The organism is Actinomadura atramentaria DSM 43919, from assembly GCF_000381885.1.
Lineage (GTDB): Bacteria > Actinomycetota > Actinomycetes > Streptosporangiales > Streptosporangiaceae > Spirillospora > Spirillospora atramentaria.
Map to the genome: position 1 here is coordinate 288,566 of NZ_KB907214.1, position 22,626 is coordinate 311,191.

Annotated in this window: 18 protein-coding genes; 5 read left to right on the forward strand and 13 right to left on the reverse strand. The window is 70.6% G+C overall.

The genetic code is table 11. The features are described from left to right. Window positions 1-37: 37 nt before the first annotated feature. From rpsG to G339_RS39905, 3 genes are all read right to left on the reverse strand, one after another. Window positions 38-508, reverse strand: a complete 471-nt coding sequence (rpsG, locus tag G339_RS0118775; protein WP_019632620.1) for a 30S ribosomal protein S7 — start codon at window positions 506-508, stop codon at window positions 38-40. Further along, window positions 508-882 (reverse strand): 30S ribosomal protein S12, encoded by a 375-nt coding sequence (gene rpsL / locus G339_RS0118780; RefSeq protein WP_019632621.1) that lies wholly within the window; start codon window positions 880-882, stop codon window positions 508-510. Before rpsL ends, rpsG begins: the two co-directional genes overlap by 1 nt. Before the next feature lie 659 nt (window positions 883-1,541). Then, entirely contained in the window at window positions 1,542-2,882 is a 1,341-nt protein-coding gene (locus G339_RS39905) for a hypothetical protein (protein ID WP_026341582.1), read from the reverse strand. A gap of 207 nt (window positions 2,883-3,089) precedes the next feature. On the opposite strand from G339_RS39905, the gene G339_RS0118790 reads away from it, so the two are divergent. Next, the gene (locus tag G339_RS0118790) at window positions 3,090-3,812 is read left to right on the forward strand and encodes a MerR family transcriptional regulator (RefSeq protein WP_019632622.1); all 723 of its coding nucleotides are present in this window, start codon (window positions 3,090-3,092) and stop codon (window positions 3,810-3,812) included. Window positions 3,813-3,921: 109 nt separating this feature from the next. On the opposite strand, the gene G339_RS0118795 is transcribed toward G339_RS0118790, so the two are convergent. After that, window positions 3,922-4,455, reverse strand: coding sequence for a hypothetical protein (locus tag G339_RS0118795; protein ID WP_019632623.1), 534 nt, complete (start codon window positions 4,453-4,455; stop codon window positions 3,922-3,924). A 220-nt stretch (window positions 4,456-4,675) separates the two neighbouring features. Next, window positions 4,676-5,425 carry a GntR family transcriptional regulator gene (locus G339_RS0118800; protein WP_019632624.1) on the reverse strand — a complete coding sequence of 250 codons (750 nt, stop codon included), beginning with the start codon at window positions 5,423-5,425 and terminating at the stop codon, window positions 4,676-4,678. Between the two features lie 101 nt (window positions 5,426-5,526). On the opposite strand from G339_RS0118800, the gene G339_RS0118805 reads away from it, so the two are divergent. From G339_RS0118805 to G339_RS0118815, 3 genes are all read left to right on the forward strand, one after another. Beyond that, window positions 5,527-6,363 carry a phosphoribosylaminoimidazolesuccinocarboxamide synthase gene (locus G339_RS0118805; RefSeq protein ID WP_019632625.1) on the forward strand — a complete coding sequence of 279 codons (837 nt, stop codon included), beginning with the start codon at window positions 5,527-5,529 and terminating at the stop codon, window positions 6,361-6,363. A gap of 268 nt (window positions 6,364-6,631) precedes the next feature. Then, window positions 6,632-7,183 (forward strand): UTRA domain-containing protein, encoded by a 552-nt coding sequence (locus G339_RS0118810; RefSeq protein WP_026341584.1) that lies wholly within the window; start codon window positions 6,632-6,634, stop codon window positions 7,181-7,183. A gap of 68 nt (window positions 7,184-7,251) precedes the next feature. Next, a complete protein-coding gene (locus G339_RS0118815) occupies window positions 7,252-7,779 on the forward strand; it encodes a GntR family transcriptional regulator (protein WP_019632627.1) in 528 nt (175 codons plus the stop codon). 133 nt (window positions 7,780-7,912) lie between these two features. Here G339_RS0118815 and G339_RS0118820 read toward each other — a convergent pair whose 3' ends face one another. Then, window positions 7,913-8,503: a TetR/AcrR family transcriptional regulator gene (locus G339_RS0118820; protein ID WP_019632628.1), complete on the reverse strand. Its 591-nt coding sequence runs from the start codon at window positions 8,501-8,503 to the stop codon at window positions 7,913-7,915. A gap of 123 nt (window positions 8,504-8,626) precedes the next feature. Here G339_RS0118820 and G339_RS0118825 point away from each other — a divergent pair, with 123 nt between their 5' ends. Next, window positions 8,627-9,079: an iron chaperone gene (locus tag G339_RS0118825; RefSeq protein ID WP_019632629.1), complete on the forward strand. Its 453-nt coding sequence runs from the start codon at window positions 8,627-8,629 to the stop codon at window positions 9,077-9,079. Between the two features lie 95 nt (window positions 9,080-9,174). On the opposite strand, the gene G339_RS0118830 is transcribed toward G339_RS0118825, so the two are convergent. The 7 genes from G339_RS0118830 to G339_RS0118860 form a co-directional block, all read right to left on the reverse strand. After that, window positions 9,175-13,053: a DNA-directed RNA polymerase subunit beta' gene (locus G339_RS0118830; RefSeq protein ID WP_019632630.1), complete on the reverse strand. Its 3,879-nt coding sequence runs from the start codon at window positions 13,051-13,053 to the stop codon at window positions 9,175-9,177. A gap of 20 nt (window positions 13,054-13,073) precedes the next feature. Then, complete coding sequence (gene rpoB, locus G339_RS0118835) at window positions 13,074-16,547, reverse strand: DNA-directed RNA polymerase subunit beta (RefSeq protein WP_019632631.1); 3,474 nt, start codon at window positions 16,545-16,547, stop codon at window positions 13,074-13,076. A gap of 485 nt (window positions 16,548-17,032) precedes the next feature. Continuing rightward, window positions 17,033-18,280, reverse strand: a complete 1,248-nt coding sequence (locus G339_RS0118840; RefSeq protein ID WP_026341585.1) for a hypothetical protein — start codon at window positions 18,278-18,280, stop codon at window positions 17,033-17,035. Then, the gene (locus G339_RS0118845) at window positions 18,277-18,789 is read right to left on the reverse strand and encodes a hypothetical protein (protein WP_157407859.1); all 513 of its coding nucleotides are present in this window, start codon (window positions 18,787-18,789) and stop codon (window positions 18,277-18,279) included. The genes G339_RS0118840 and G339_RS0118845 overlap by 4 nt, the downstream gene beginning before the upstream one ends. After that, window positions 18,756-20,150 (reverse strand): MCE family protein, encoded by a 1,395-nt coding sequence (locus G339_RS0118850; protein ID WP_019632633.1) that lies wholly within the window; start codon window positions 20,148-20,150, stop codon window positions 18,756-18,758. The genes G339_RS0118845 and G339_RS0118850 overlap by 34 nt, the downstream gene beginning before the upstream one ends. Beyond that, entirely contained in the window at window positions 20,147-21,394 is a 1,248-nt protein-coding gene (locus G339_RS0118855) for an MCE family protein (protein WP_019632634.1), read from the reverse strand. Before G339_RS0118855 ends, G339_RS0118850 begins: the two co-directional genes overlap by 4 nt. Next, window positions 21,391-22,623, reverse strand: a complete 1,233-nt coding sequence (locus tag G339_RS0118860) for an MCE family protein (RefSeq protein WP_240489849.1) — start codon at window positions 22,621-22,623, stop codon at window positions 21,391-21,393. Before G339_RS0118860 ends, G339_RS0118855 begins: the two co-directional genes overlap by 4 nt. Window positions 22,624-22,626: the final 3 nt, after the last annotated feature.

The window sequence follows — 22,626 nt, forward strand, 5'->3', positions numbered from 1 at the left end:
TCCTCGCGTCGTCTCGTCGTGTCGTGATCCGCCGGGGTTACCAGCGGTAGTGGGCGAAGGCCTTGTTCGACTCCGCCATCTTGTGCGTGTCCTCGCGCTTCTTGACAGACGCGCCGAGTCCGTTGCTGGCGTCGAGCAGCTCGTTCATCAGCCGCTCCATCATGGTCTTCTCGCGACGCTGCCGGGCGTAGAGCACCAGCCAGCGCAGGGCCAGGGTGGTGCTGCGCGCCGGCCGCACCTCGACCGGGACCTGGTAGGTCGCACCGCCGACGCGGCGGCTCTTGACCTCGATGGTCGGCTTCACGTTGTCCAGCGCGCGCTTCAGCGTGACGACCGGGTCGTTGCCGGTCTTCTCGCGAGCGCCCTCCAGGGCCTCGTACACGATGCCCTGGGCGATGGACCGCTTGCCGTCCAGCAGCACCTTGTTGATCAGCGCGGTGACCAGCGGCGAGTTGTACACCGGGTCAGCGATCAGCGGGCGCTTGCCAGGTGATCCCTTGCGCGGCATTAGCTCTTCTCCTTCTTGGCGCCGTAGCGGCTGCGCGCCTGCTTGCGGTTGCGGACGCCCTGCGTGTCCAGCGAACCGCGGATGATCTTGTACCGAACGCCCGGGAGGTCCTTCACTCGGCCGCCGCGCACGAGCACGATCGAGTGCTCCTGCAGGTTGTGCCCGACACCGGGGATGTAGGCCGTGACCTCAATCCCGCTGGTCAGCCGGACACGGGCGACCTTGCGAAGCGCGGAGTTCGGCTTCTTGGGCGTCGTCGTGTAGACGCGCGTGCAAACACCCCGGCGCTGGGGGCTGCCCTTCAGCGCAGGCGTCTTGTTCTTGGTCACCTTGTCCTGGCGGCCCTTTCGGACCAGCTGCTGGATCGTGGGCACCGCGTCTCCGTCTTCCCTCGTACCGAGCCGGTAAGTCTTGTTCTGCCTGAGCACCACTCGCGTGGAACCCGTCATCACCACCTCATGGGAGGCTGTGACCTGCCGGTTTCCCGACCTCTCCGACCCACGCGGTCGGGCGTGTCGCCCTTCAGCGGTGCCGTGGAGGCCACGCCAGAAACGACACAGACCGCCCAGCCCACAACGGGGCCAGATCAAGCCGGGGAGTGATTGCGGCGCCGCGGACCTGCCTCGAGCGCACGCAGACGACCCGCACACGGCGGGCACGAGGAAAGAGGTTACCCAGCCCCACGCGAAAGGTCAAAACGAATCACTGTGGGGGGACGACCCCCCACGCCCCCCGCGGCGCGGGCGATGCGTCCTCGCTCCGCTGGCGCTCCGCTGCGGTGCATCCCCCGCGCTGCGGCCGCCCGGCCGCTCACCCGGGGCTCGCGGCCGTGCGGCCGCGGGTGGCCCTGCTGGTCGCTGCGTGGAAGCTTTCGTTCGCGTCTTGTTTCGATCAGGTCTCTCGGGGTGCCCTTGGGGGTTTCTCGGGCACCGGTCTGGAAGCCCTGTCGGCGGGAAGGCTACATGGTCACGCGGCTCCGCGCAGCCTCCCCGCCCGCCGTGTCGCCGTCCGAACGGCTCCCGCAGGGCCTCTCCTACATGAAGGCGACGGCCGCCACGATGATGATGACCAGCACGATCGCCGCGCCGCCGACGATCATGTAGAGGGTCTTGTTGCTCTTCTCGCCCTCGTTTCCGGCGGGGTAGCCGGGCTGCTGCCCGTGTTGCTGCCCATGCTGCCCATGCTGCCCGTACGCGCCCGGGGCCTGCTGGCCGTAGGGGGACTGCTGGCCCTGCGGGTAGCCGGGGAACTGCTGCTGCTGGTCGCCGGGCTGGCCGTACTGGCCGGGGTAGCCCTGCTGCGGGTACTGCTGCTGGCCCTGCTGCGGCTGGCCGTACTGCTGCTGCCCGTACTGCTGTTGCTGGCCGTACTGCTGCTGGCCCTGCTGGCCGTACTGCTGCTGCGGCTGCTGCTGGGTCTGGGCGTACGGGGTCTGCTGCTGGTTCTGCTGCGGCGCGCCCCACTGCTGCTGGCCGACGTCCATCCGGGTCGCGTCGGCGCTCTGGGGGGCCGGGGCGGCGGACGGGTCGAACGTCTGGGTCGGCTGGGCGTCGTCCACCGGGTTCTCGGCGGTGCGCGGCTCCTCGGCGGCGGCCGCGGGCGGCGCGCCGAAACCGGAGTCGGGCGGCGGGACCATCATCGTGCGCTCGTGGTCGCCGCCGGACTCGCCGGCCTGGTCGGGGGCCTGCCACTGCTGCGGCTGCTGCGGCGCGGGCCGTCCCGCGCCCTGCGCGACGGGGACGTCGGGGCCGGGCGACCAGTGCAGCGTGGCCTGGTCGTCCACGGCGGGCCGGGCCTGCTCGGGCTCGGGCTGGCCGGGCGCGCCGGGGCCGGGGACGATCATCGTCCGCTCGGCGACGGGCTCGCCCGCGGGCGGCTGCTGCTCGGGCGCGCCGGGCTGCCCGCCGAACGGGGGCGGCGGCGGGGCCTGCCCGAACCCGGGCTGCCCGCCGAACGGCTGCTGCTGGTTGTAGGAGTGCTCCTGCGTCGGCCCGTCCGCGACGGGCGGCTGGCCGCCGAACTGCGGCGCGGGCGGCTGGCCCGGCCCGGCCTGCGGGCCGCCGACGACCGGCATGCCCTCGACCATCGTCGGCGGCGCGGGCGGCGGCGCCGGGCGCTGCGGCTCGGGCGCGGGCGGCTGCTGATGCTGGGGCGCGGGCTGCTGCGGCGGCTGGTTCTGCGGGGCGGGCGGGCGGCCGCCCGCGGCGTTGCCGCCGAGCTGGGGGGCGCCGAAGACGACCGTCCGGTCGCCGACGGGCCGCAGCGCGGGCTCGGGGGCCTGCCCGGCGGCGTCGCCGCCGTCCGGCCGCTGCTGGTTCTCCGGGTCCTCGGGCGACGGCCGGCCCGGTCCCTGCGTGCCGTCCTGCTCGGTCATCGTCGGGCTCCTTAGCGCCGCTTCGGGGACTGTTTCCCGTCCCAAGCCTGCCCCGGCGGTTCGGGATAGTGCAAACTCACCGACTCTATAGACGCACGTGACACTACGCCGGTTCGTCCCAAGATAGAACCAGCAGGATACGGCCCCATAAACCGGCGCATCGGCGGCTTGACCTTCGAGTCGGGTCGAACGCCTACCGTCGCGTCCATGACGATGCGGATCTCACGGCTCGCCGAACGCACCGGTGTGCCGGCGACGACATTGCGCTTCTACGAGGACGTCGGGTTGCTGCCCGCCGCCCGAACTCCGTCCGGCTACCGCGTCTACGACGAGGACGCCGTCGCCCGGCTGGCCTTCATCCGCGCGGGCAAGCGGCTGGGCCTGCCGCTGGAGGAGATCGGGGAGCTGCTGGCGGTCTGGGCGGACGGGCCGTGCGCGGACGTCAAGGCGGATCTGCGGCCCCGGATCGAGGCCCGGCTGGCGGACGCCGGGCGGCGGGCCGTGGAGCTGGCGGAGTTCACCGCGTCACTGCGCGCGGCGCTCGCCCACCTGGACGCGCTGCCGGACCGGACGGACCGGTGCGACGCGGCCTGCGATGTCCCGCCCCGGAACGCCCCGCCCCCGGACGCCCCTGCCCGGGACGCCCCGGTGGCGTGCTCGCTCGGCGGCGCGGACCGGGCCGCACGGGCGGACGCCTGGCGCGCGGCCCTGGACGGCGCGGTGCGCACGGCGATCGACGGCGGCCTCCGCCTCACCCTCCCGGCGCCCCGCGCCGCCGCCGTCGCGGAACTGGCGGTCGCCGAACAGGAGTGCTGCCCGTTCTTCGACTTCACCCTCCGGTTCGACGTCCCGGACATGCGGCTAGAGGTACGCACCCCCGCCGAGGGCCTACCGATGCTGACCGAGCTGTTCGACGCCGACCCCGCTTGACGTACGCGAACCTCGCGGACGAAGCACCCCACCAGCTCCCGCAGCTTGAGCCGCTGGCGCGGCCAAGCAGCCGGACGAATACCCCGTAACCCAGGTCATCCGCACGACCTCACCCGAGCGAAACGACGCGGTAGTCCACCAGCCGCATGAGGAGCTGCCCGGCCTGCACCCACCGCAGCCGAGAATCCCCGAACGCCAACGTCGCCGTGTCCTTGATGAACGCCCCACCCAGCCCCGGCACGCACAGAACCCCGAACACGCCGTGCAGCACCGCCCGCGTAGCCCGCACGGCGACATGCCCGTCCCGCAGATGCGGGCACACCTCCACGGCCCGCCGCGCACACCCGAGGCACAACGGCGGATGCGCGGTGATGATCGACTCAGGCCAAGGCCCCACCGCGTACTCCTCCGCCGACTGCAACCAGACGGCGTCCTCGCCGCAGGGCACGGCGCACACCTGGCACAGCAGCTTGCGCATGGCCCGCCGCTGCCGAAGGACATGGAGTTCCCCCAGCACGGGCCGTCCCTGCCCAGGGCTGACGGACATCCGCATCCACAGAATCCCGTCCCGATCCCGATCGACCGGCGTCTCGTCCGCGTACCCGAGCCGCCCCCGCCGAACGACCAGCGAATACGGCTCCATTCCCTCCGAAGACCAAGCCGCGACGTACGGCACGATCCCCCATCGGGCCTGACTCGCTACGCGACGCTGCGGTGCGGACATGTCGAACCCCCGTCTGCCGGCAAGACGTTTGGCCAGTGGCCTAGGCCAATTATTGGCCTAGGCCACTGGCCGGTCAAGACTTTCCGGGGAACACGCAGAGGCCGATCCCGTGCGAGGGGACCGGCCTCTGCGGGGACGTTCAGCGCGGTTCGACGCCGTATGCGTAGGTCGTCCAGCGACCGGGCGGCGCGATGCCCTCCTCGAAACTGAGCGGCCGGTCTTCGTCGTCCCACACGGTGTGCTGGACGACGAGCACCGCGCTCGGATCGGGCAGCGCCAGCTCGCGGATCTCGTCCGGCGTCGCGAGGCGGGCGGCGATCCGGTCCTGGCCGTGGCGCATCCGGCGTCCGGTGGCCTCCTCCACGTACGCGGCGGTCCCCTGGAGAATCCGCTCGGTCGCGGTCAGCAGCGGTGCCGCGCCGGCGAGTTCACCGGCGAACCACGATGTGGAGCAGGAGACGGGCGTGTCCCCGGCGTACGTGACGCGGTGCCTGCGAACGACCTCGGCGTCCGCGTCCACGTGCAGCGCCGCCGCCACATCGGCCGGGGCGGGCACCAGCCCGGCCTCGACCACGCGCGCGTGCTCGCCGGGCGAGTAGATCCGGCCCGTGCGCCGGACCGTGCCGTACCGGTCACCCGCGCTGCGGTGGAGCGGCGGCCGGGCCGTGACGACCGTCCCCGAGCCTTGCCGGGCCTCGATCAGGCCCTCGGTCCGGAGCGCGGCGAGCGCCTTCGTCGCCGTCGCGCGGGAGACGTTCCAGGTCTCCGCGATCAGACGCTCGGAATCCACCTTGTCGCCGGGCCTGAGCTCGCCGTCGATGATCCGCCGCTTGAAGTGATCGGCAATCTGGCGGTAAGGCGGCTTCTGCCGCTGCACCTGCGGAGACATGGGGGTTCCCTTCGCCAACCTACTAGTGGCCTAGGCCAGTGCTACCGTAGCCGCACGAACGGGCCGACGCGATCCGCAGGCCGTCGATCGGAAGGGGAACAGTGGAGCTGGTTCACTCGGGCAAGGTCCGGGACGTCTATGCGGACGGCGACGACCTCGTGCTCGTCGCCACCGACCGCGTGAGCGTCTACGACGTCGTGCTGCCCACCGAGATCCCCGACAAGGGCAAGATCCTCACGCAGCTCTCGCTCTGGTGGTTCCGGCAGCTCGCGGACGTCGTGCCCAACCACGTCATCTCGGCGACCGACGTGCCCGCCGAGTGGGCGGGGCGGGCGATCCGGTGCCGGCGGCTGGAGATGCTGCCCGTCGAGTGGATCGCGCGCGGCTACCTCGCGGGGCTGGGTTTGAAGGAGTACGAGAAGTCCGGCGCGGTGTCGGGCGTCGCGCTGCCGTCCGGGCTGGTCGAGGCGTCGAAGCTCCCCGAGCCGATCTTCACGCCGACGACGAAGGCCACCGAGGGCCACGACGAGTTCATCACCTACGCCGACGTGGTCGAGGAGATCGGAGCGGACACCGCCGACCGCCTGCGCGACGTCACGCTGGAGGTCTACCGGCGCGGGGCGGCCATCGCCGCCGAGCGCGGCATCATCATCGCCGACACCAAGCTGGAGTTCGGCCGGGCCGCCGACGGGACGCTGGTCCTGGGCGACGAGGTGCTGACGTCCGACTCGTCCCGCTTCTGGCCCGCCGCCGACTGGGAGCCCGGCCGCCCGCAGCACGCGCTCGACAAGCAGTTCGTCCGCGACTGGTCGGCCACCGTCACCGGCTGGGACCGCACGCCGCCCGGCCCGGAGATCCCCGAGGACGTCGTCGCCGCGACCCGCGCCCGCTACGTCGAGGTCTACGAGACGCTGACGGGCGAGCGCTGGGAATCCTGACGCCGACGACGCGAACCGCTGAACCTCAACCGCGACGACCAGCGCTGAACACGGGGCGGCCGACTCACTGCGAGCCGACCGCCCCGAGCGCTAGTACCTTTCCGGCGACACCACCCTTTCCAGCCGCGCCGCCAGATCCGCATCGCGAGGGCGCTGGACGGACGCGCCGGGCGATGCGCCGCACCGCGCCCCCTTCTTAGCCTCGAAGCCGTCCGGGCCACGACGCGCGACGACCCGCTCCTCGCGCGCCGCGAGAGAGGGAACGCACGTGACCGCTACCAGCACGCCCATCGCACGCCGGGCGATGCACCGCTACACGCGTCGGAACCGCGAGCACCAGGGCGGCGGCGGGCCGTTCGACTTCGAGGTCCGCGCGCTCGGCATGACGCCGCGCGTCGAGTCGGCGATCGGCCGCGTACAGGCCCCGGCCGAAGTCAGCGCCGTCCTCGGCACGGACGACGTCGTCTCGCGCGCACGCCGGATGTTCGCCGACGACGTCCCCGTGCAGCTCGCCACCAGCTACATTCCCGCCGACATCGCGGCGGGCACCGCGCTGGAGCAGCAGGCCACCGGCCCCGGCGGGATGATCAGCCGCCTGGCCGACCTCGGGTACGCGCAGGTCCGCATGACCGAGCGCATCACCGTCCGGCCGCCGACCGAGGCGGAGGCCGACTTCTTCGCGATGTCGGCGGACCAGGCCGTCTACGAGATCGTCCACGTCGGCCACGCCGCCGACCGCGCTGTCGAGGTCTGCCACCACGTCCTGCCCGCCCACCGCTGGGTCCTCGACTACGAATGGAACCCCGACGCGGCGAACTGAGCCGCGCCGCATGGCGGAGACTGAAGGCGGCAGGGTCGCCGCCTTCAGTCCGGGTTCGGGAGGGATGCATGGCCGAGGGTTGGATCAGCACGTCGATGCCGTACGTCGTGCCGGGCGAGCGCGGGCGGCCGGACGCGTGGACCGCGCAGGGCACGGAAGCCGCGCGGACGACGCAGCGCGTCCTTCACGCGGGCCGCGTTCCGATGCCCGAGGACGTTGGTCGGTTGCTGGATCTTCCCGACGCCGAGGTCATCGTTCGCCGCCGGGCCATGTACGTGAACGACCGGCCCGTCGAGCTGACGGACTCCTACTTCCCACTCTCGATCGCCGCCGGAACCCGGCTGGCCGAGCCGCGCAAGATCCCCGGCGGCGCGGTGCGGCTGCTCGCCGACCTCGGGCACGTCGCGCACCGCGTCCACGAGGACGTGACCGTCCGCCCGCCCGACGACGACGAACGCGCGCTCCTCGACCTGCCCGCGAACGAACCGCTGCTGATCCTCACCCGCCTCACGCTCGACACCGACGACCGCCCCTTCCAGGCCGACGTCATGGCGATGCCGAACGGCCACCTGCGCTACGAACTCACGATCGGCTGACCATGCCCGACGCCGCTCCTCCCCGTGACGGGCGGTGCGTTGCACTCCGTGAGCGTCGTCGTGGACGAGCGCTGGCGCGCGCTGGTCGTTCAGCGGCAGGACGACAAAGGCCGGGGTTCGTGCTGGCCTACGTCTACCGCCGGGGGGCGTGGGCGGTGAGGACCAGGTCTATGAGGGCGTCGATCGCTTCGTCGTCGACCGGGCGGGTCGAGAGCAGGTGGCGGTAGTAGAGGGTGCCGCAGAGGACTTCGGCGGCGAACTCCAGGTTCAAGTCGGGGGCTAGTTCGCCGCGTTGCCGGGCTCGGGTGATGCGGGCCAGGGTGCTTTTCTCGACGTTGGCCAGGAAGCGTTCGTGGAGGGCCGCGCGCAGGGTCTCGTCGGCCTGGGCCTCCGCGATGATGGCGCGGTAGACGGGGCCGATGGGCGGGCTCGCCAGGGCGGTGCCCGATCGGACGAACTGCTCCCGCAGGTCCGCGCGGAGGTCGCCGGTGTCGCGGTAGTCCAGGTCGCTCTGCCACACCCGGCTGAGCGCGTCGAGCAGGAGCGCGGGCAGGGACGGCCAGCGGCGGTAGACCGTGTGCTTCCCGACCCCGGCGCGGCGGCTGATCGCCTCGATGCTCAGGCCCGCGTAACCGACCTCGGCGGCGAGGTCGAGGGTGGTCTGGAGCAGTTCCTCGGTGCGGACGGCGCCGCGGCGGCGCGGGGCGGCGGGGGTGGCGGACATGGCGGCAGTTTATCGGCACGAGCCGTGCCGTTGACAAGTGTCGCAGGTCGTGGGCAGGATTCACGCCATGATCGGCGGCGCCCGCCGACCACGTCAGCACGTGTCCACCGGAAGGACCCCGCCATGAGCGGAACTCAGAACAGCAAGCACGAGGGCTTCTCCGCCGAGGAGCGGGCCGCGATGAAGGACCACGCGCAGGAGCTGAAGAAGGCCGCCAGGCGCGGCTCGCGCGCGGAGAAGGCCGCCGAGGCGGTCCGCGACGTCCTCGCCAAGATCGCGGAGATGGACGGCTCCGACCGCGTCATGGCCGAGCGCGTCCACGCCGTCGTCACCGAGAACGCCCCGGTCCTCGCGCCGAAGCTCTGGTACGGCATGCCCGCCTACGCCCGGGACGACAAGATCGTCTGCTTCTTCCAGAGCGCCGCGAAGTTCAAGGCCCGCTACGCCACCCTCGGCTTCAACGACGCCGCGAAACTCGACGACGGCGCCATGTGGCCCACGGGCTTCGCCCTCACCGAGGTCACCCCCGAGGTGGAGAACCGAATCGCCGAACTCGTCAAACGAGCGGTCGCCTGACCCGAGAAAACGGCGAGGCCCCTCCCGGAGAACCCGGGAGGGGCCTCGCCGTGCGAGTGCCCGGGGCCGCGCCGATGCGCGGCCCCGCACAACAATTACCGGTTGTACTGCCCGAAGTCGTACTCCTCCAGCGGCACGGCCTCGCCCGAGCCCTGACCGAACGCGTACTCCGCGCCGTCGTCATAGGAGCCGACGGAGTACACCGCCGCCTTCGCCTCCTCGGTCGGCTCCACCCGGACGTTGCGGTACTGGGGCATCCCCGTACCGGCCGGGATCAGCTTGCCGATGATGACGTTCTCCTTGAGGCCGAGCAGCGGGTCGCTCTTGGCGTGCATGGCCGCCTCGGTGAGCACCCGCGTCGTCTCCTGGAAGGACGCGGCCGACAGCCACGACTCCGTCGCCAGCGACGCCTTGGTGATGCCCATGAGGACCGGACGGCCCGCGGCGGGCACCCCGCCCTCGGCGACGACGTTGCGGTTGGTCTCCTCGAAGAGGGGACGCTCCACCAGGTCGCCGGGCAGCAGCTCGGTGTCGCCGGACTCCAGGATGTTCACCCGCTTGAGCATCTGCCGCACGATGATCTCGATGTGCTTGTCGTGGATCGACACGCCCTGCGAGCGGTAGACCTCCTGGACCTCCTGGACCAGGTGGAGCTGGACCGCGCGCGGGCCGAGGATCCGCAGCACCTCGTGCGGGTTCTGCGCACCGCGGATGAGCTGCTGGCCGACGTCGACGTGCGCGCCCTCGCGGACGCCCTCCGACAGCCGCGACCGCATCGGCACCGGGTAGGCGACCTCTTCGGAGCCGTCGTCCGGCACGATGACGATCTTGCGCGTCTTCTCGGTCTCGTCGATCTTGACGCGGCCGGCGACCTCGCTGATCGGCGCGACGCCCTTGGGGATGCGCGCCTCGAACAGCTCCTGGACACGCGGCAGACCGTGCGTGATGTCGCCGCCGGCGACACCGCCGGTGTGGAACGTCCGCATGGTGAGCTGCGTGCCGGGCTCGCCGATCGACTGGGCGGCGATGATGCCGACCGCCTCGCCGACGTCCACCCGCTTGCCGGTGGCCAGCGAGCGGCCGTAGCACGCCGCGCAGACCCCGATCTTCGCCTCGCAGACCAGCGCGCTGCGGGTGCGGACCCGCTCCACGCCCGCCTCGACGAGCCGCGTCACGACCGCGTCGGACAGGTCGGTGTCGGCCGGGAACACGACGGTCCCGTCGACCACGACGTCCTCGGCGATGGTCCGGCCGATGAGGCTGGTCTCCGTCGTCGCGGGCTTGACCAGCGTGCCGTCGGGCAGCTTGTCGGCGACCTCGAAGGGGATCGTGCGGTCGGTGCCGCAGTCCTCCTCGCGGACGATGACGTCCTGCGCGACGTCCACCAGGCGCCGGGTCAGGTACCCCGAGTCGGCGGTGCGCAGCGCGGTGTCGGCCAGGCCCTTGCGGGCGCCGTGCGTCGAGATGAAGTACTCGACGACCGACAGGCCCTCGCGGAACGACGACTTGATCGGCCGCGGGATCGTCTCGCCCTTCGGGTTCGACACCAGGCCGCGCATGCCGGCGATCTGGCGGAGCTGGAGCGGGTTGCCGCGGGCGCCCGACTGGATCATCATCCAGATCGGGTTGGCCTTCGGGAACGCCTTCTCCATGTCCACCGCGACGTCGGCGGTCGCCTTGTTCCAGATCTCGATGAGCTCCTGCTTGCGCTCGTCGTCGGTGATCAGACCGCGGTTGAACTCGCGCTGCACCTTGTCCGCGCGCGCCTCGTACGAGGTGAGGATGTCCTGCTTGTTCGGCGGGGTCACCACGTCCTCGATGGAGATCGTGACGCCGGACCGGGTGGCCCAGTGGAACCCGGCCGCCTTCAGGGCGTCCAGCGCGTTCGCGACCTCGACCTTGGGGTAGGTCTCGGCCAGCTCGTTGACGATCGCCGAAAGCTGCTTCTTGCCGATCTCCGCGTTCACGAACGGGAAGTCGGCGGGCAGCGTCTCGTTGAACAGCGCGCGGCCCAGCGTGGTCTCCAGCCGGTACGGCTGGCCGGGCTCGTAGCCCTCGGGCGCCTGCCAGCCGCGCGGCGGCGGGACGTCCTTGAGCCGGATCTGGATCGTCGCCTGCATCGCGAGCTCGTCGCGGTCGTAGGCCATGATCGCCTCGGAGATCGAGCCGAACGCGCGGCCCTCGCCCGTGGCGCCGTCCTTCTGCGTCGTCAGCCAGTACAGGCCGATGACCATGTCCTGGGTGGGCATGGTGACGGGCTTGCCGTCCGACGGCTTCAGGATGTTGTTCGTCGACAGCATCAGAATCCGCGCCTCGGCCTGCGCCTCCGCCGACAGCGGCAGGTGGACCGCCATCTGGTCGCCGTCGAAGTCGGCGTTGAAGGCGGTGCAGACCAGCGGGTGGATCTGGATGGCCTTGCCCTCGACGAGCTGCGGCTCGAACGCCTGGATGCCGAGGCGGTGCAGGGTCGGCGCGCGGTTCAGCAGCACCGGGTGCTCGGTGATGACCTCTTCGAGGACGTCCCACACGACCGGCCGGGCGCGCTCCACCATCCGCTTGGCGCTCTTGATGTTCTGCGCGTGGTTCAGGTCGACCAGGCGCTTCATCACGAACGGCTTGAACAGCTCCAGCGCCATCTGCTTCGGCAGGCCGCACTGGTGCAGCTTGAGCTGCGGGCCGACGACGATGACCGAACGGCCGGAGTAGTCGACGCGCTTGCCCAGCAGGTTCTGGCGGAACCGGCCCTGCTTGCCCTTGAGCATGTCCGACAGCGACTTCAGCGGCCGGTTGCCCGGCCCGGTGACCGGGCGGCCGCGGCGGCCGTTGTCGAACAGCGCGTCGACGGCCTCCTGCAGCATCCGCTTCTCGTTGTTGACGATGATCTCGGGCGCGCCGAGGTCCAGCAGCCGCTTGAGGCGGTTGTTGCGGTTGATGACCCGGCGGTACAGGTCGTTCAGGTCGGACGTGGCGAACCGGCCGCCGTCGAGCTGCACCATCGGGCGCAGGTCCGGCGGGATGACCGGGATGCAGTCCAGCACCATGCCAAGCGGGCTGTTGCGCGTGTTGAGGAACGCCGAGACGACCTTGAGCCGCTTGAGCGCGCGGGCCTTCTTCTGGCCCTTGCCGGTGCGGATGATCTCGCGGAGCTTCTCGGCCTCGGCGTCGAGGTCGAAGTTCTGGAGCCGCGCCTGGATGGCCGCGGCGCCCATGCCGCCCTCGAAGTACTTGCCGAACCGGTCCCGCATCTCGCGGTACAGCAGCTCGTCGCCCTCCAGGTCCTGGACCTTGAGGTTCTTGAACCGGCTCCACACCTCGTCGAGGCGGTCCAGCTCGCGCTGGGCCCGGTCGCGGAGCTGCTTCATCTCGCGCTCGGCCCCGTCGCGGACCTTGCGCTTCTGGTCGGCCTTGGCCCCGGCCTCCTCCAGCGCGGCCAGGTCCCCCTCCAGCTTCTGCTGGCGGTTCTCGATCTGCGCGTCGCGGGCCTGCTCGATCTGCTGGCGCTCCACCGAGATGTGCGCCTCCAGCGTGGGCAGGTCGCGGTCGCGCCGCTCCGCGTCCACGCTGGTGATCATGTAGGCCGCGAAGTAGATGATCTTCTCAAGGTCCTTCGGGGCCAGGTCGAGCAGGTAGCCCAGGCGCGACGGCACGCCCTTGAAGTACCAGATGTGCGTGACCGGAGCGGCCAGCTCGATGTGGCCCATCCGCTCGCGGCGCACCTTCGCGCGGGTCACCTCGACGCCGCAGCGCTCGCAGATGATGCCCTTGAACCGGACGCGCTTGTACTTGCCGCAGTAGCACTCCCAGTCCCGGGTCGGACCGAAGATCTTCTCGCAGAAGAGCCCGTCCTTCTCCGGCTTGAGGGTCCGGTAGTTGATCGTCTCCGGCTTCTTCACCTCACCGTGCGACCACTGGCGGATGTCGTCGGCGGTCGCCAGACCGATGCGAAGCTCGTCGAAGAAGTTGACGTCAAGCAACGTGATTCCCCTTGTGTTGATCAGACCTCGTCGACGCTCAACGCACCCTCGTTCGGGCGCCGAGACAGGTCGATGCCGAGCTCCTCCGCCGCGCGGAAGACGTCCTCGTCGGTGTCGCGCATCTCGATGGACATGCCGTCGCTGGAGAGCACCTCAACGTTCAGGCACAGCGACTGCATCTCCTTGATGAGGACCTTGAAGGACTCGGGAATCCCGGGCTCGGGGATGTTCTCGCCCTTGACGATCGCCTCGTACACCTTGACGCGGCCGAGGACGTCGTCGGACTTGATGGTGAGCAGCTCCTGCAGGGCGTAGGCCGCGCCGTACGCCTCCAGCGCCCACACCTCCATCTCACCGAAGCGCTGGCCGCCGAACTGGGCCTTACCGCCGAGCGGCTGCTGGGTGATCATGGAGTAGGGGCCGGTGGACCGGGCGTGGATCTTGTCGTCCACCAGGTGGAGCAGCTTCAGGATGTAGATGTAGCCGACCGAGATCGGGTCCTTGTACGGCTCGCCGGTGCGGCCGTCGAACAGCCGCGCCTTCCCGCCGGGGCCGACCATCCGGTTGCCGTCGCGGTTGGGCAGCGTGCTGGAGATCAGCCCGGTGACGTCGGTCTCGCGCGCGCCGTCGAACACCGGCGTGGCGGTGTTCGTCCAGGCCGGGGCCTCGTCCACGCCCAGCTCCTTGAGCTGGCGCTTCCAGTCGGCGTCGTCGCCCTCGACCTTCCAGCCGCGCGAGGCGACCCAGCCGAGGTGCGTCTCCAGGACCTGGCCGACGTTCATGCGGCCGGGCACGCCGAGCGGGTTCAGGACGATGTCGACCGGGGTGCCGTCCTCCAGGAACGGCATGTCCTCGACCGGCAGCACCTTGGAGATGACGCCCTTGTTGCCGTGGCGGCCCGCCAGCTTGTCGCCGTCGGTGATCTTGCGCTTCTGCGCGACGTACACCCGGACCAGCTCGTTGACGCCGGGCGGCAGCTCGTCGCCCTCCTCGCGGGAGAACACCCGGACGCCGATGACCTTGCCCTGCTCGCCGTGCGGCACCTTCAGCGACGTGTCGCGGACCTCGCGCGCCTTCTCACCGAAGATCGCGCGCAGCAGCCGCTCCTCCGGGGTCAGCTCGGTCTCGCCCTTCGGGGTGACCTTGCCGACGAGGATGTCGCCGGGCCGGACGTCCGCGCCGATGCGGATGATGCCGCGCTCGTCGAGGTCGGCCAGGACCTCCTCGGAGACGTTCGGGATGTCCCGGGTGATCTCCTCGGGGCCCAGCTTGGTGTCGCGGGCGTCGACCTCGTGCTCCTCGATGTGGATCGAGGACAGGACGTCGTCCTGCACGAGGCGCTGCGACAGGATGATCGCGTCCTCGTAGTTGTGGCCCTCCCACGGCATGAACGCCACCAGGAGGTTCTTGCCGAGCGCCATCTCGCCCTGGTCGGTGCAGGGGCCGTCCGCGACGACCTGGCCGACCTCGACGCGCTGGCCCTCGTCCACGATGGGCTTCTGGTTGAAGCAGGTGCCCTGGTTGGAGCGCTTGAACTTCGCGACGCGGTAGGTCGTCCGGGTGCCGTCGTCGTTCATGACGGTCACGTAGTCGGCCGAGACCTCCTCGACGACGCCGGCCTTCTCGGCGACGATGACGTCGCCCGCGTCGACCGCCGCGCGGTACTCCATGCCGGTGCCGACCAGCGGCGCCTCGCTGCGCAGCAGCGGGACGGACTGGCGCTGCATGTTGGAGCCCATCAGCGCGCGGTTGGCGTCGTCGTGCTCCAGGAACGGGATCATCGCGGTGGCGACCGAGGTCATCTGCCGCGCGGAGACGTCCATGTACTGGATCTCCGACGGCGCGACCAGCTCGACCTCGCCGCCCTTCTTGCGGGCCAGGACCTTGGACTCGGCGAACGCGCCGTCGTCGGTCATCAGCGAGTTGGCCTGCGCGATGGTGTAGCGGTCCTCCTCGTCGGCGGTGAGGTAGTCCACCTGGTCGGTGACCACGCCGTCGACGACCTTGCGGTACGGCGTCTCGACGAACCCGAACGGGTTGACGCGGCCGAACGCGGCGAGCGAGCCGATGAGGCCGATGTTCGGGCCTTCCGGCGTCTCGATCGGGCACATGCGGCCGTAGTGCGACGGGTGGACGTCCCGGACCTCCATGCCCGCCCGCTCGCGGGACAGACCGCCGGGGCCCAGCGCCGACAGGCGGCGCTTGTGGGTCAGCCCGGCCAGGGGGTTGGTCTGGTCCATGAACTGGGAGAGCTGGCTGGTGCCGAAGAACTCCTTGATGGACGCCACGACCGGCCGGATGTTGATCAGGGTCTGCGGCGTGATCGCCTCGACGTCCTGGGTCGTCATCCGCTCGCGGACGACGCGCTCCATCCGGGCCAGGCCGAGGCGGACCTGGTTCTGGATCAGCTCGCCGACCGTGCGCAGGCGCCGGTTGCCGAAGTGGTCGATGTCGTCGACCTCGATCGGCACGGGCACCGCGCCGAGCGTGCCCTCGTCCTCGCCGGCGTGCAGCCGGACCAGGTACTCGATGGTGGCGACGATGTCGTCCTCGGTGAGCGTGCCCTGGTTCATGTCCAGGTCGAGCCCGAGCTTCTTGTTCACCTTGTAGCGGCCGACCTTGGCGAGGTCGTAGCGCTTGGGGTTGAAGTACAGGTTCTCCAGCAGCGTCTGCGCGGACTCGCGCGTCGGCGGCTCGCCCGGCCGCAGCTTGCGGTAGATGTCGAGCAGCGCGTCGTCCTGGGTGGACGTGTGGTCCTTCTCCAGGGTGACGTTGATCGACTCGTAGGCGCCGAAGCGCTCGCGGATGCGCGCCTCGTCCCAGCCCAGCGCCTTGAGCAGCACCGTGACGGGCTGCTTGCGCTTGCGGTCGATGCGCACGCCGACGTTGTCGCGCTTGTCGATCTCGAACTCGAGCCAGGCGCCGCGGCTGGGGATGACCTTGCAGCCGTAGATGTCCTTGTCGCTGGCCTTGTCGAGCGCGCGGTCGTAGTACACGCCCGGCGAGCGGACGAGCTGGGAGACGACGACCCGCTCGGTGCCGTTGATGATGAAGGTGCCCTTCGACGTCATGAGCGGGAAGTCGCCCATGAACACCGTCTGGCTCTTGATCTCACCGGTGGTGTTGTTGATGAACTCCGCCGTGACGAACATCGGGGCGGAGTAGGTCATGTCCTTGTCCTTGCACTCCTCTACGGAGTACTTGGGCGGCTCGAAGCGGTGGTCCCGGAACGACAGGGACATGGTGCCGGAGAAGTCCTCGATGGGACTGATCTCCTCGAAGATCTCTTCGAGGCCGGACTGGGTCGGAACGCTCCTGCCTCCGGCATTCTGCTCCTCGACCCGGGACTTCCACTTCTCGTTTCCCAGCAGCCAGTCGAACGAGTAGGTCTGCAGAGCAAGGAGGTCCGGGACTTCGAGCGGCTCCTTGATGCGCGCGAAGGAGACGCGGTTCGGACCGGTTGCGGTAATCGAGGCGTTGCGCGAGGCTGCCAAGAGTGGTCCTTCCGAGGGCTCGCGGGTGACGACACGCACGCCAGACCACCCCGGTGCGAGACTGCCGAAAAAGCCAGTAAACGGGCGCGGGCAGGGTTGCTCTCACACGAGGATAGTCAGAGGGCAGCGCAAAGGGGCAGTGTAGCCGACCGCTACACCGCTTGCAAGTACAGCATCGCAGTATGCATCACAGTTGCCTGCGAGCATCGCCCCTCAGCCGCCGCTAGTCAAGACCGGACTTGGACTTTTCCCACCCTGACCTGCAGTGAGGAAGGCCATAGTTTACGGTCCTTCCGGCAACCCCGGCCCCGGACGCGGGAACGCCGAGAGCGGCCGCCCCGGCGGGGTGGCCGCTCTCCGGTCGTCTTCTTCGGCCTCTTCGCGCGACACGCCGCGCGTCGGCGTGTCGCGGGTGTCCGGGCGGCCCGTGGCCGCTCCGGCGCGGCCGGGGTGCGCAGGGGGCCGTTCGCGGCCGTCCGGCGGGGTCAGAGCACGACGATCCGGGAGGCGAGCCAGCGGTCGCCCTTCTTCACCATCGTGATCTTGATGCGGAGGCTCTCCGGGACCGGGGTCTCCTTGGTGTTCTTGGTGACCGACGTCCGGTTCGCGTAGACCAGGACGTCCACCTTGGACGACCCCGTCGTCATCGCGCCCGTCTTGACCACGGTCGTGGTCGAGACGGCCTGGAGGTCCACCGCCGTCGTGGTGAGCTGCTGGGCGAGCTTGTCGTACTGGGTGCGGAGCTGGCCCGTCGTCAGCGGACCGGTCGTCTTGATGTCGTCCTTGAGCGTCCGGTAGTCGTACGACGAGACGGCCTGGGCGACCCGGGCGGCGGCGGACGTGGCGTCCCGCGTGCCGCGCTCGACGGCCGCCTGGTGGCGGTCCTTGAGGAACAGCACGACGCCCGCGACGAGAAGACCCGCCACGACGATCGACAGCACCGAGATCAGCGGCACGCTCCACGACGAGAGCTTCGCCAGGAAGCCGGGCCGCTCGACGCGGTCGCGGTGCGCGCGGGCGCCGGCGGACTCGCCGTCCCGCTCGGCGTCCTCGGCCGCGAGGGCGGCCTTGGCGGCCTTGCGCGCGGCCCGGCGGGAGACGGGCTCGGGCTTGGTCGCGGGCGCGTCGTCCTTGTCGTCCTTGTCCTCGGACGCCTCGTCCGCGGACTCGTCCCCGGCCGTCTCGGCGGGCTTCCCGGCCCCGGCCGGCTCGTCCGCGGACTCGTCCTCGGCGGGCTCGGAAGCGGGCTTCACCTCGGCTTCCGCGGCCTCGTCTTCGGCGGCCTCGGAAGCGGGCTTCACCCCGCCTTCCACGGGCTCGGCGTCCTTGCCGCCGGGCTCCGCGTCCTCGCCGGCAGACTCGGCGTCCTTGCCGGGCTCCGCGTCCTCGCCGGCGGGCTCGGCGGGCTCGGCGGGCTCGTCGGCGGCGTCGTCCCCGGCGGCGTCCGCGGCGTCCTCGGCCGCCGCGACGGCCTCGGCGGCGACCTGCGCCAGCCGGGCGGCCTCACGGGCGCGCTCGGCGGCCTCCTCCGCCAGCGCGGCGACGCGCGCGGCCTCCGCCGCCCGGCGCGCGGCGCGGCGCGCCCGCTCGGCCTCGCGGGCGGCGTCCGCCGCCGACCCGGTCTCGGTCCCGGCCGTCTCGTCCGGCTTCTCCCCGGCGGTCTCCGTCACGACTCCCCCGTCGTCCTCCAGCTCGTCCGCGCGGGTCCGTCCGCCCCGCCCCCGGGTCGTCACGGGACCAGCTCCAGGTCCGACACCAGCCAGCGGTCACCGTGCCGCTCCAGGTTCATCTGCGCCCGCCAGGCGCGGGCCGCGGCGTTCTTGACCTTCTCGTTGGTCACCGTGTAGTCCATCGACACGATCACCTCGGCGGAGTCGTCGTCGATCGAGACGACCCCCGCCTGCGGGTTGCCGATGGTGACCTTCGCCTTGTTCTTGGTGAGCTGGTCGAGCAGCGTCTTGGTCTGCGACGCGAGCTGGTCGCGGAGGGTGCCGGTCGCGCCCGCGATGATGCGGTCCACGTCCTTCTGCCCGCTCTGGTAGTCGAGGGTGTTGAGGTTGACGCCCAGTTGCCGCGCGGCCTGCAGCGCGTGCTCGCGCCGCGTCGCCTTGGTGCTGCCCTCCCGGGCCCGGAGGCCCAGGACGGCGACCACCGAGAGCAGCGCGAGCGCCGCGACGACCAGCGCCAGGATCGCCGTCAGCCGACCCCTCAGGATTGGCTGAGCGGCCCCATCAGCAGCCACTTCCACGAAGCCTCCTCCCCCAGCTCGCGCACCCCGGCGGTCCGGGGCAGCGTGTAACGGGCCCCATCCGGCCCGTAAGCGATTCCGGTCGTCGGATCGTATCCGGCGTACTGCACCGTTTCGTCCGTTCCGGCCGCGGCGGTCTTGCCCTTCTTTCCGCCGGTCGCCCCGCCGGCGGGGAAGCCCGCGCCGTCCGTCGCGCCCGCCGGGACCTTCGGGTACGGCAGGAGCGCGTCCTGCGGGATGTTGCGCGGCCCACGCACGTCGGTCTGGGAGCTCTTGGGGAGCGTGCAGCCGTTGTCCAGGCGCGGTTCGCGGAGCGTGGTGTCCTGCGGCCAGCGCTTCTTGGTGCCCTCGTAGCCCTTGGTGCAGGCGGGCGGCGAGCCGAAGTTCAGCTCCAGGCCCATGTGCTGGGTGCCGTCGCCCGGCATGACGGTGAACGCGCCCGCCACGGTGACCGGGTACAGGATCAGCAGGGACCGCAGCCCGTTCACGCGGGACGCGATGATCTGGCCCGTCGTGGTGAGGTTCGCCAGCAGGACGGGCAGCGTCGGCTCCAGCCCCGTGACGAGCTTGTCGGTCTGCGCGACGGTGCCCGGCACCGCGTCGATCGTGCCCCGCAGCGCGGAGTCGTCCTTGCGCAGCTCGGCGGTGAGGGTGTTGAGGTTCCGCGCGAAGCCCTGGATGTCGGCGGCCGAGTTCCGCTGCGTGTCCAGGACGGTCCGGCTGTTGTCGAGCAGCTTCTTGGTGTCCGGGTACGCCTGGTCGGCGGTGTCGAGCAGCCGGTCGGTGTCGTCGAGGATCTTCTGCAGGTCGGTGGCCGAACCGGCGAACGCCTTGTCCAGCTCGTCCACGATCGTCCCCAGGTTCTTGGGGTCGACGGAGCCGACGAGCTTGTCCACGTTGCGCAGCAGGTCCGCGGTGGACACCGGCAGCTTCGTGTTCTCGCGCGGGATCGTGTACGGCCCGCCCTTGTCGAGCGTCGGCACGCCCTTGGCCATCGCCACCGACGGCTCCAGGTCGATGTACTGCTCGCCGATCGCGGAGCGGTTCGCGACGATCGCCTTCAGGTTCTCGCGCGGGATCTCCTTGCCCTTCTGCCGCTCCAGCAGCAGCTTGACGCGGATGCCGTCCTTGGTCAGCTCGATCGGCCCGACCCGGCCCACCGGGACGCCCCGGTAGGTCACCTCGGCGTTGGTGAAGACGCCGCCGGAGTCGGTGAGGTCCACGTAGGCGACGTACTGCTTGCCGAGCAGGCCGCGCCCGAACCCGATGTACTTCACGGCCACGATCGAGACGCCCACGACCGTGATCACCGCGAAGACCAGGAGTTGGAACTTGACGCCGCGCTTGAGGATCACGAGAGGCCCCCCATCATCAGGCTGCCGAGGCCGCCGTCGCCGAGCGCGGCGGGCTTGCCCGCGCCCTTGGACGTCTTCTTCGTCGGGGTCGGAGTCGGGCTCGGCTTGGCGCCGCCGCCGCTGTTCGCGTCCGGCAGCGCGCCGACCGGCGACTGCGGCAGCGCCACGTTCGGGACCTTGAGCTGCGACGCCATCTGCTTGCCGGTGAGCGTCGGGTCGAGGTCGGTGCCGCCGAGCAGGTTCTGCGAGATCGAGTCGAAGTCGAGGTCGACGGTCAGCTTCACGTTGCCGTAGTCGCCCTTGACGACGTTGTTGAACGTCGCCGGGAACGGGAAGGTGATCAGCCCTTCCAGGTTCTTCGGCAGCGCGTCGCCCGCCTTGTTCAGGTTCTTGATCGTGACGTTCAGGTCCTTGAGGTTGGCGAGCAGGTCGTCGCGCGACCGGTTCACCACGTTCGTCGTCGTCCGGCTGAGCTTGTCGAGCGACGTGAGCATCTTCGTCAGGTCCGCCCGGTTCTGGTTCAGGACGGTCAGCGCCGGGCCGGTCTTGTCGATCGTGTCCCTGATCGTCGCGCGCTCGGCGGACAGCTTGGCCGTCAGCCGGTCGATGCTGTCCAGCGCGCGGGTGATCGCGGAGCGGTTCCGGTCGAGCGTGCCGACGAAGGTGTCCACCCGGCCGAGCACCGACCTGATCGTCGATTCGCGGCCGTTCATCGCGGCCGTCAGCTCGTGGGTGATCGTGGAGACCTGCTCGATCCCGCCGCCGTTGAGCAGCAGCGACATCGCCGACAGGACCTCCTCGATCTCGGTGCCGCGCGAGGTGCGCGCCAGCGGGATCAGGTCGCCCGACGACAGCCGGTTCGCGCTCGGCTGCTCGTTCGGCGGCGGCGAGAGGGCGATGTACTTCTCACCGAGGAGGCTCGTCTGGTCCACCGAGGCGACCGCGTTGTCGGGCAGCTTGGCGTCCCGGCGGATCTTGACGGTGACCAGGGCGTGCCAGCCGCCCGCGCCGCCCGCCAGGTCCACCTTCTCGACCTTGCCGACCGACACGTCGTTGACCTTCACCACCGACTGCGGGACGAGGTCCAGGACGTTCTGGAACTCGATCTTCACGGTGATGGGGCGGCTGCCGAGGCCTGGGCCGCCGGGCAGCGGGATCGACGAGACGCCGTTGAACCCGCAGCCGGACAGCGCCGCCGCCGCGGCGGTCGCCGCGACGCCGAGCCGGGTCGCGCGCCGGATCATTGGCCACCTCCGGGGAGGAACGCGCTGAGGTCGCGGGGCGTGCCCGTCTGCTTCGCGGTCGCGTTCGTCTTCTTCTTCGCGTTCGGCCCGTAGGCGTCCGGCGGGATCGGGACCGGGTCGTAGTGCGTGGTCAGCGCGGTGATCCACGACAGGTCGAGGCTGAAGTCCGCCAGCGCCTTGCCGATGCCGTTGTAGGGGGTCACGAAGTCCATGCACTGCTTGGGCTCGGTGCCCACCGAGTAGGCGAGGGAGCAGATCCAGTCCGCGAGGTTGTCGAACTGCTTGAAGTTGTCGCGGGTGTGGATCGTCCCGCTGATCGGGTCGTAGGCCCGCGCGAGGTTGTTGATGGCGAGCGGCGCGTCGGTGAGGAACTCGGCCAGCGAGTCCTTCTCCTTCACCAGGACGCCGGTGATCTGGGCGAGCTGGCGGACGCTCGTGGACAGGTCGTCGCGGTTGTCCTTGACGAACTTCTGGACGTTCCGCAGCGTCGGCCCGAGCGTGTTCAGCGCCGCCGTCAGCTCTTCCTTCTCGCCCGCGAGCTGTCCGGAGACGCCGTTGAGGCGGCTGCCGAACTCCTTGATCTGCGCGTCGCTGGCCTTCATCGCGTCGGTGATGATCCGCAGGTTCTCGACGGTCTTGGCGATGTCGCCGCGGTCCGCGCTGAACGTGCTGAGCATCTTGGACGTGTCGGAGATCGTCTGCCGGATGTCGTCGCCCTGGCCGTCGAGGTTGTTCGCGCCGACCTGGAGCAGCCGCGACAGCGACCCGTTCTGGTTGGCGCCGTCGGGGCCGAGGGCCTTGCTGAGGTCGCTGAGGCTGCCGCTGATCTCGTCCACCTCGACGGGGACGGCCGTGCGGGTGACGGGCAGGACGGTGTTGTCGGCGAGCACCGACCCGCCCTTGTAGACGGGCGTGAGCTGCACGTACCGGTCCGACACCAGCGTCTGGTTGACGATGACGGCCTGCGCGTTCGCCGGGACCTTGTACTTGGCGTCGTACTTCAGGTCCACGCGGACCGCGTCGCCCGTCGGCTTGACGGCCGTGACGCTGCCCACCGAGATCCCGAGGATGCGGACGTCCGCGCCCTTGTAGAGCCCGACGGTGCTGGTGAAGTACGCCGTCAGGTGCCGCTGCTTCGGTTCCCGCAGCAGCACCACCAGGACGGCCGCCACGATCGCGATCACGAGGACCCCGATCCCGGCGCGGAGGATGGTTGCTGAGTTGCGCACGAA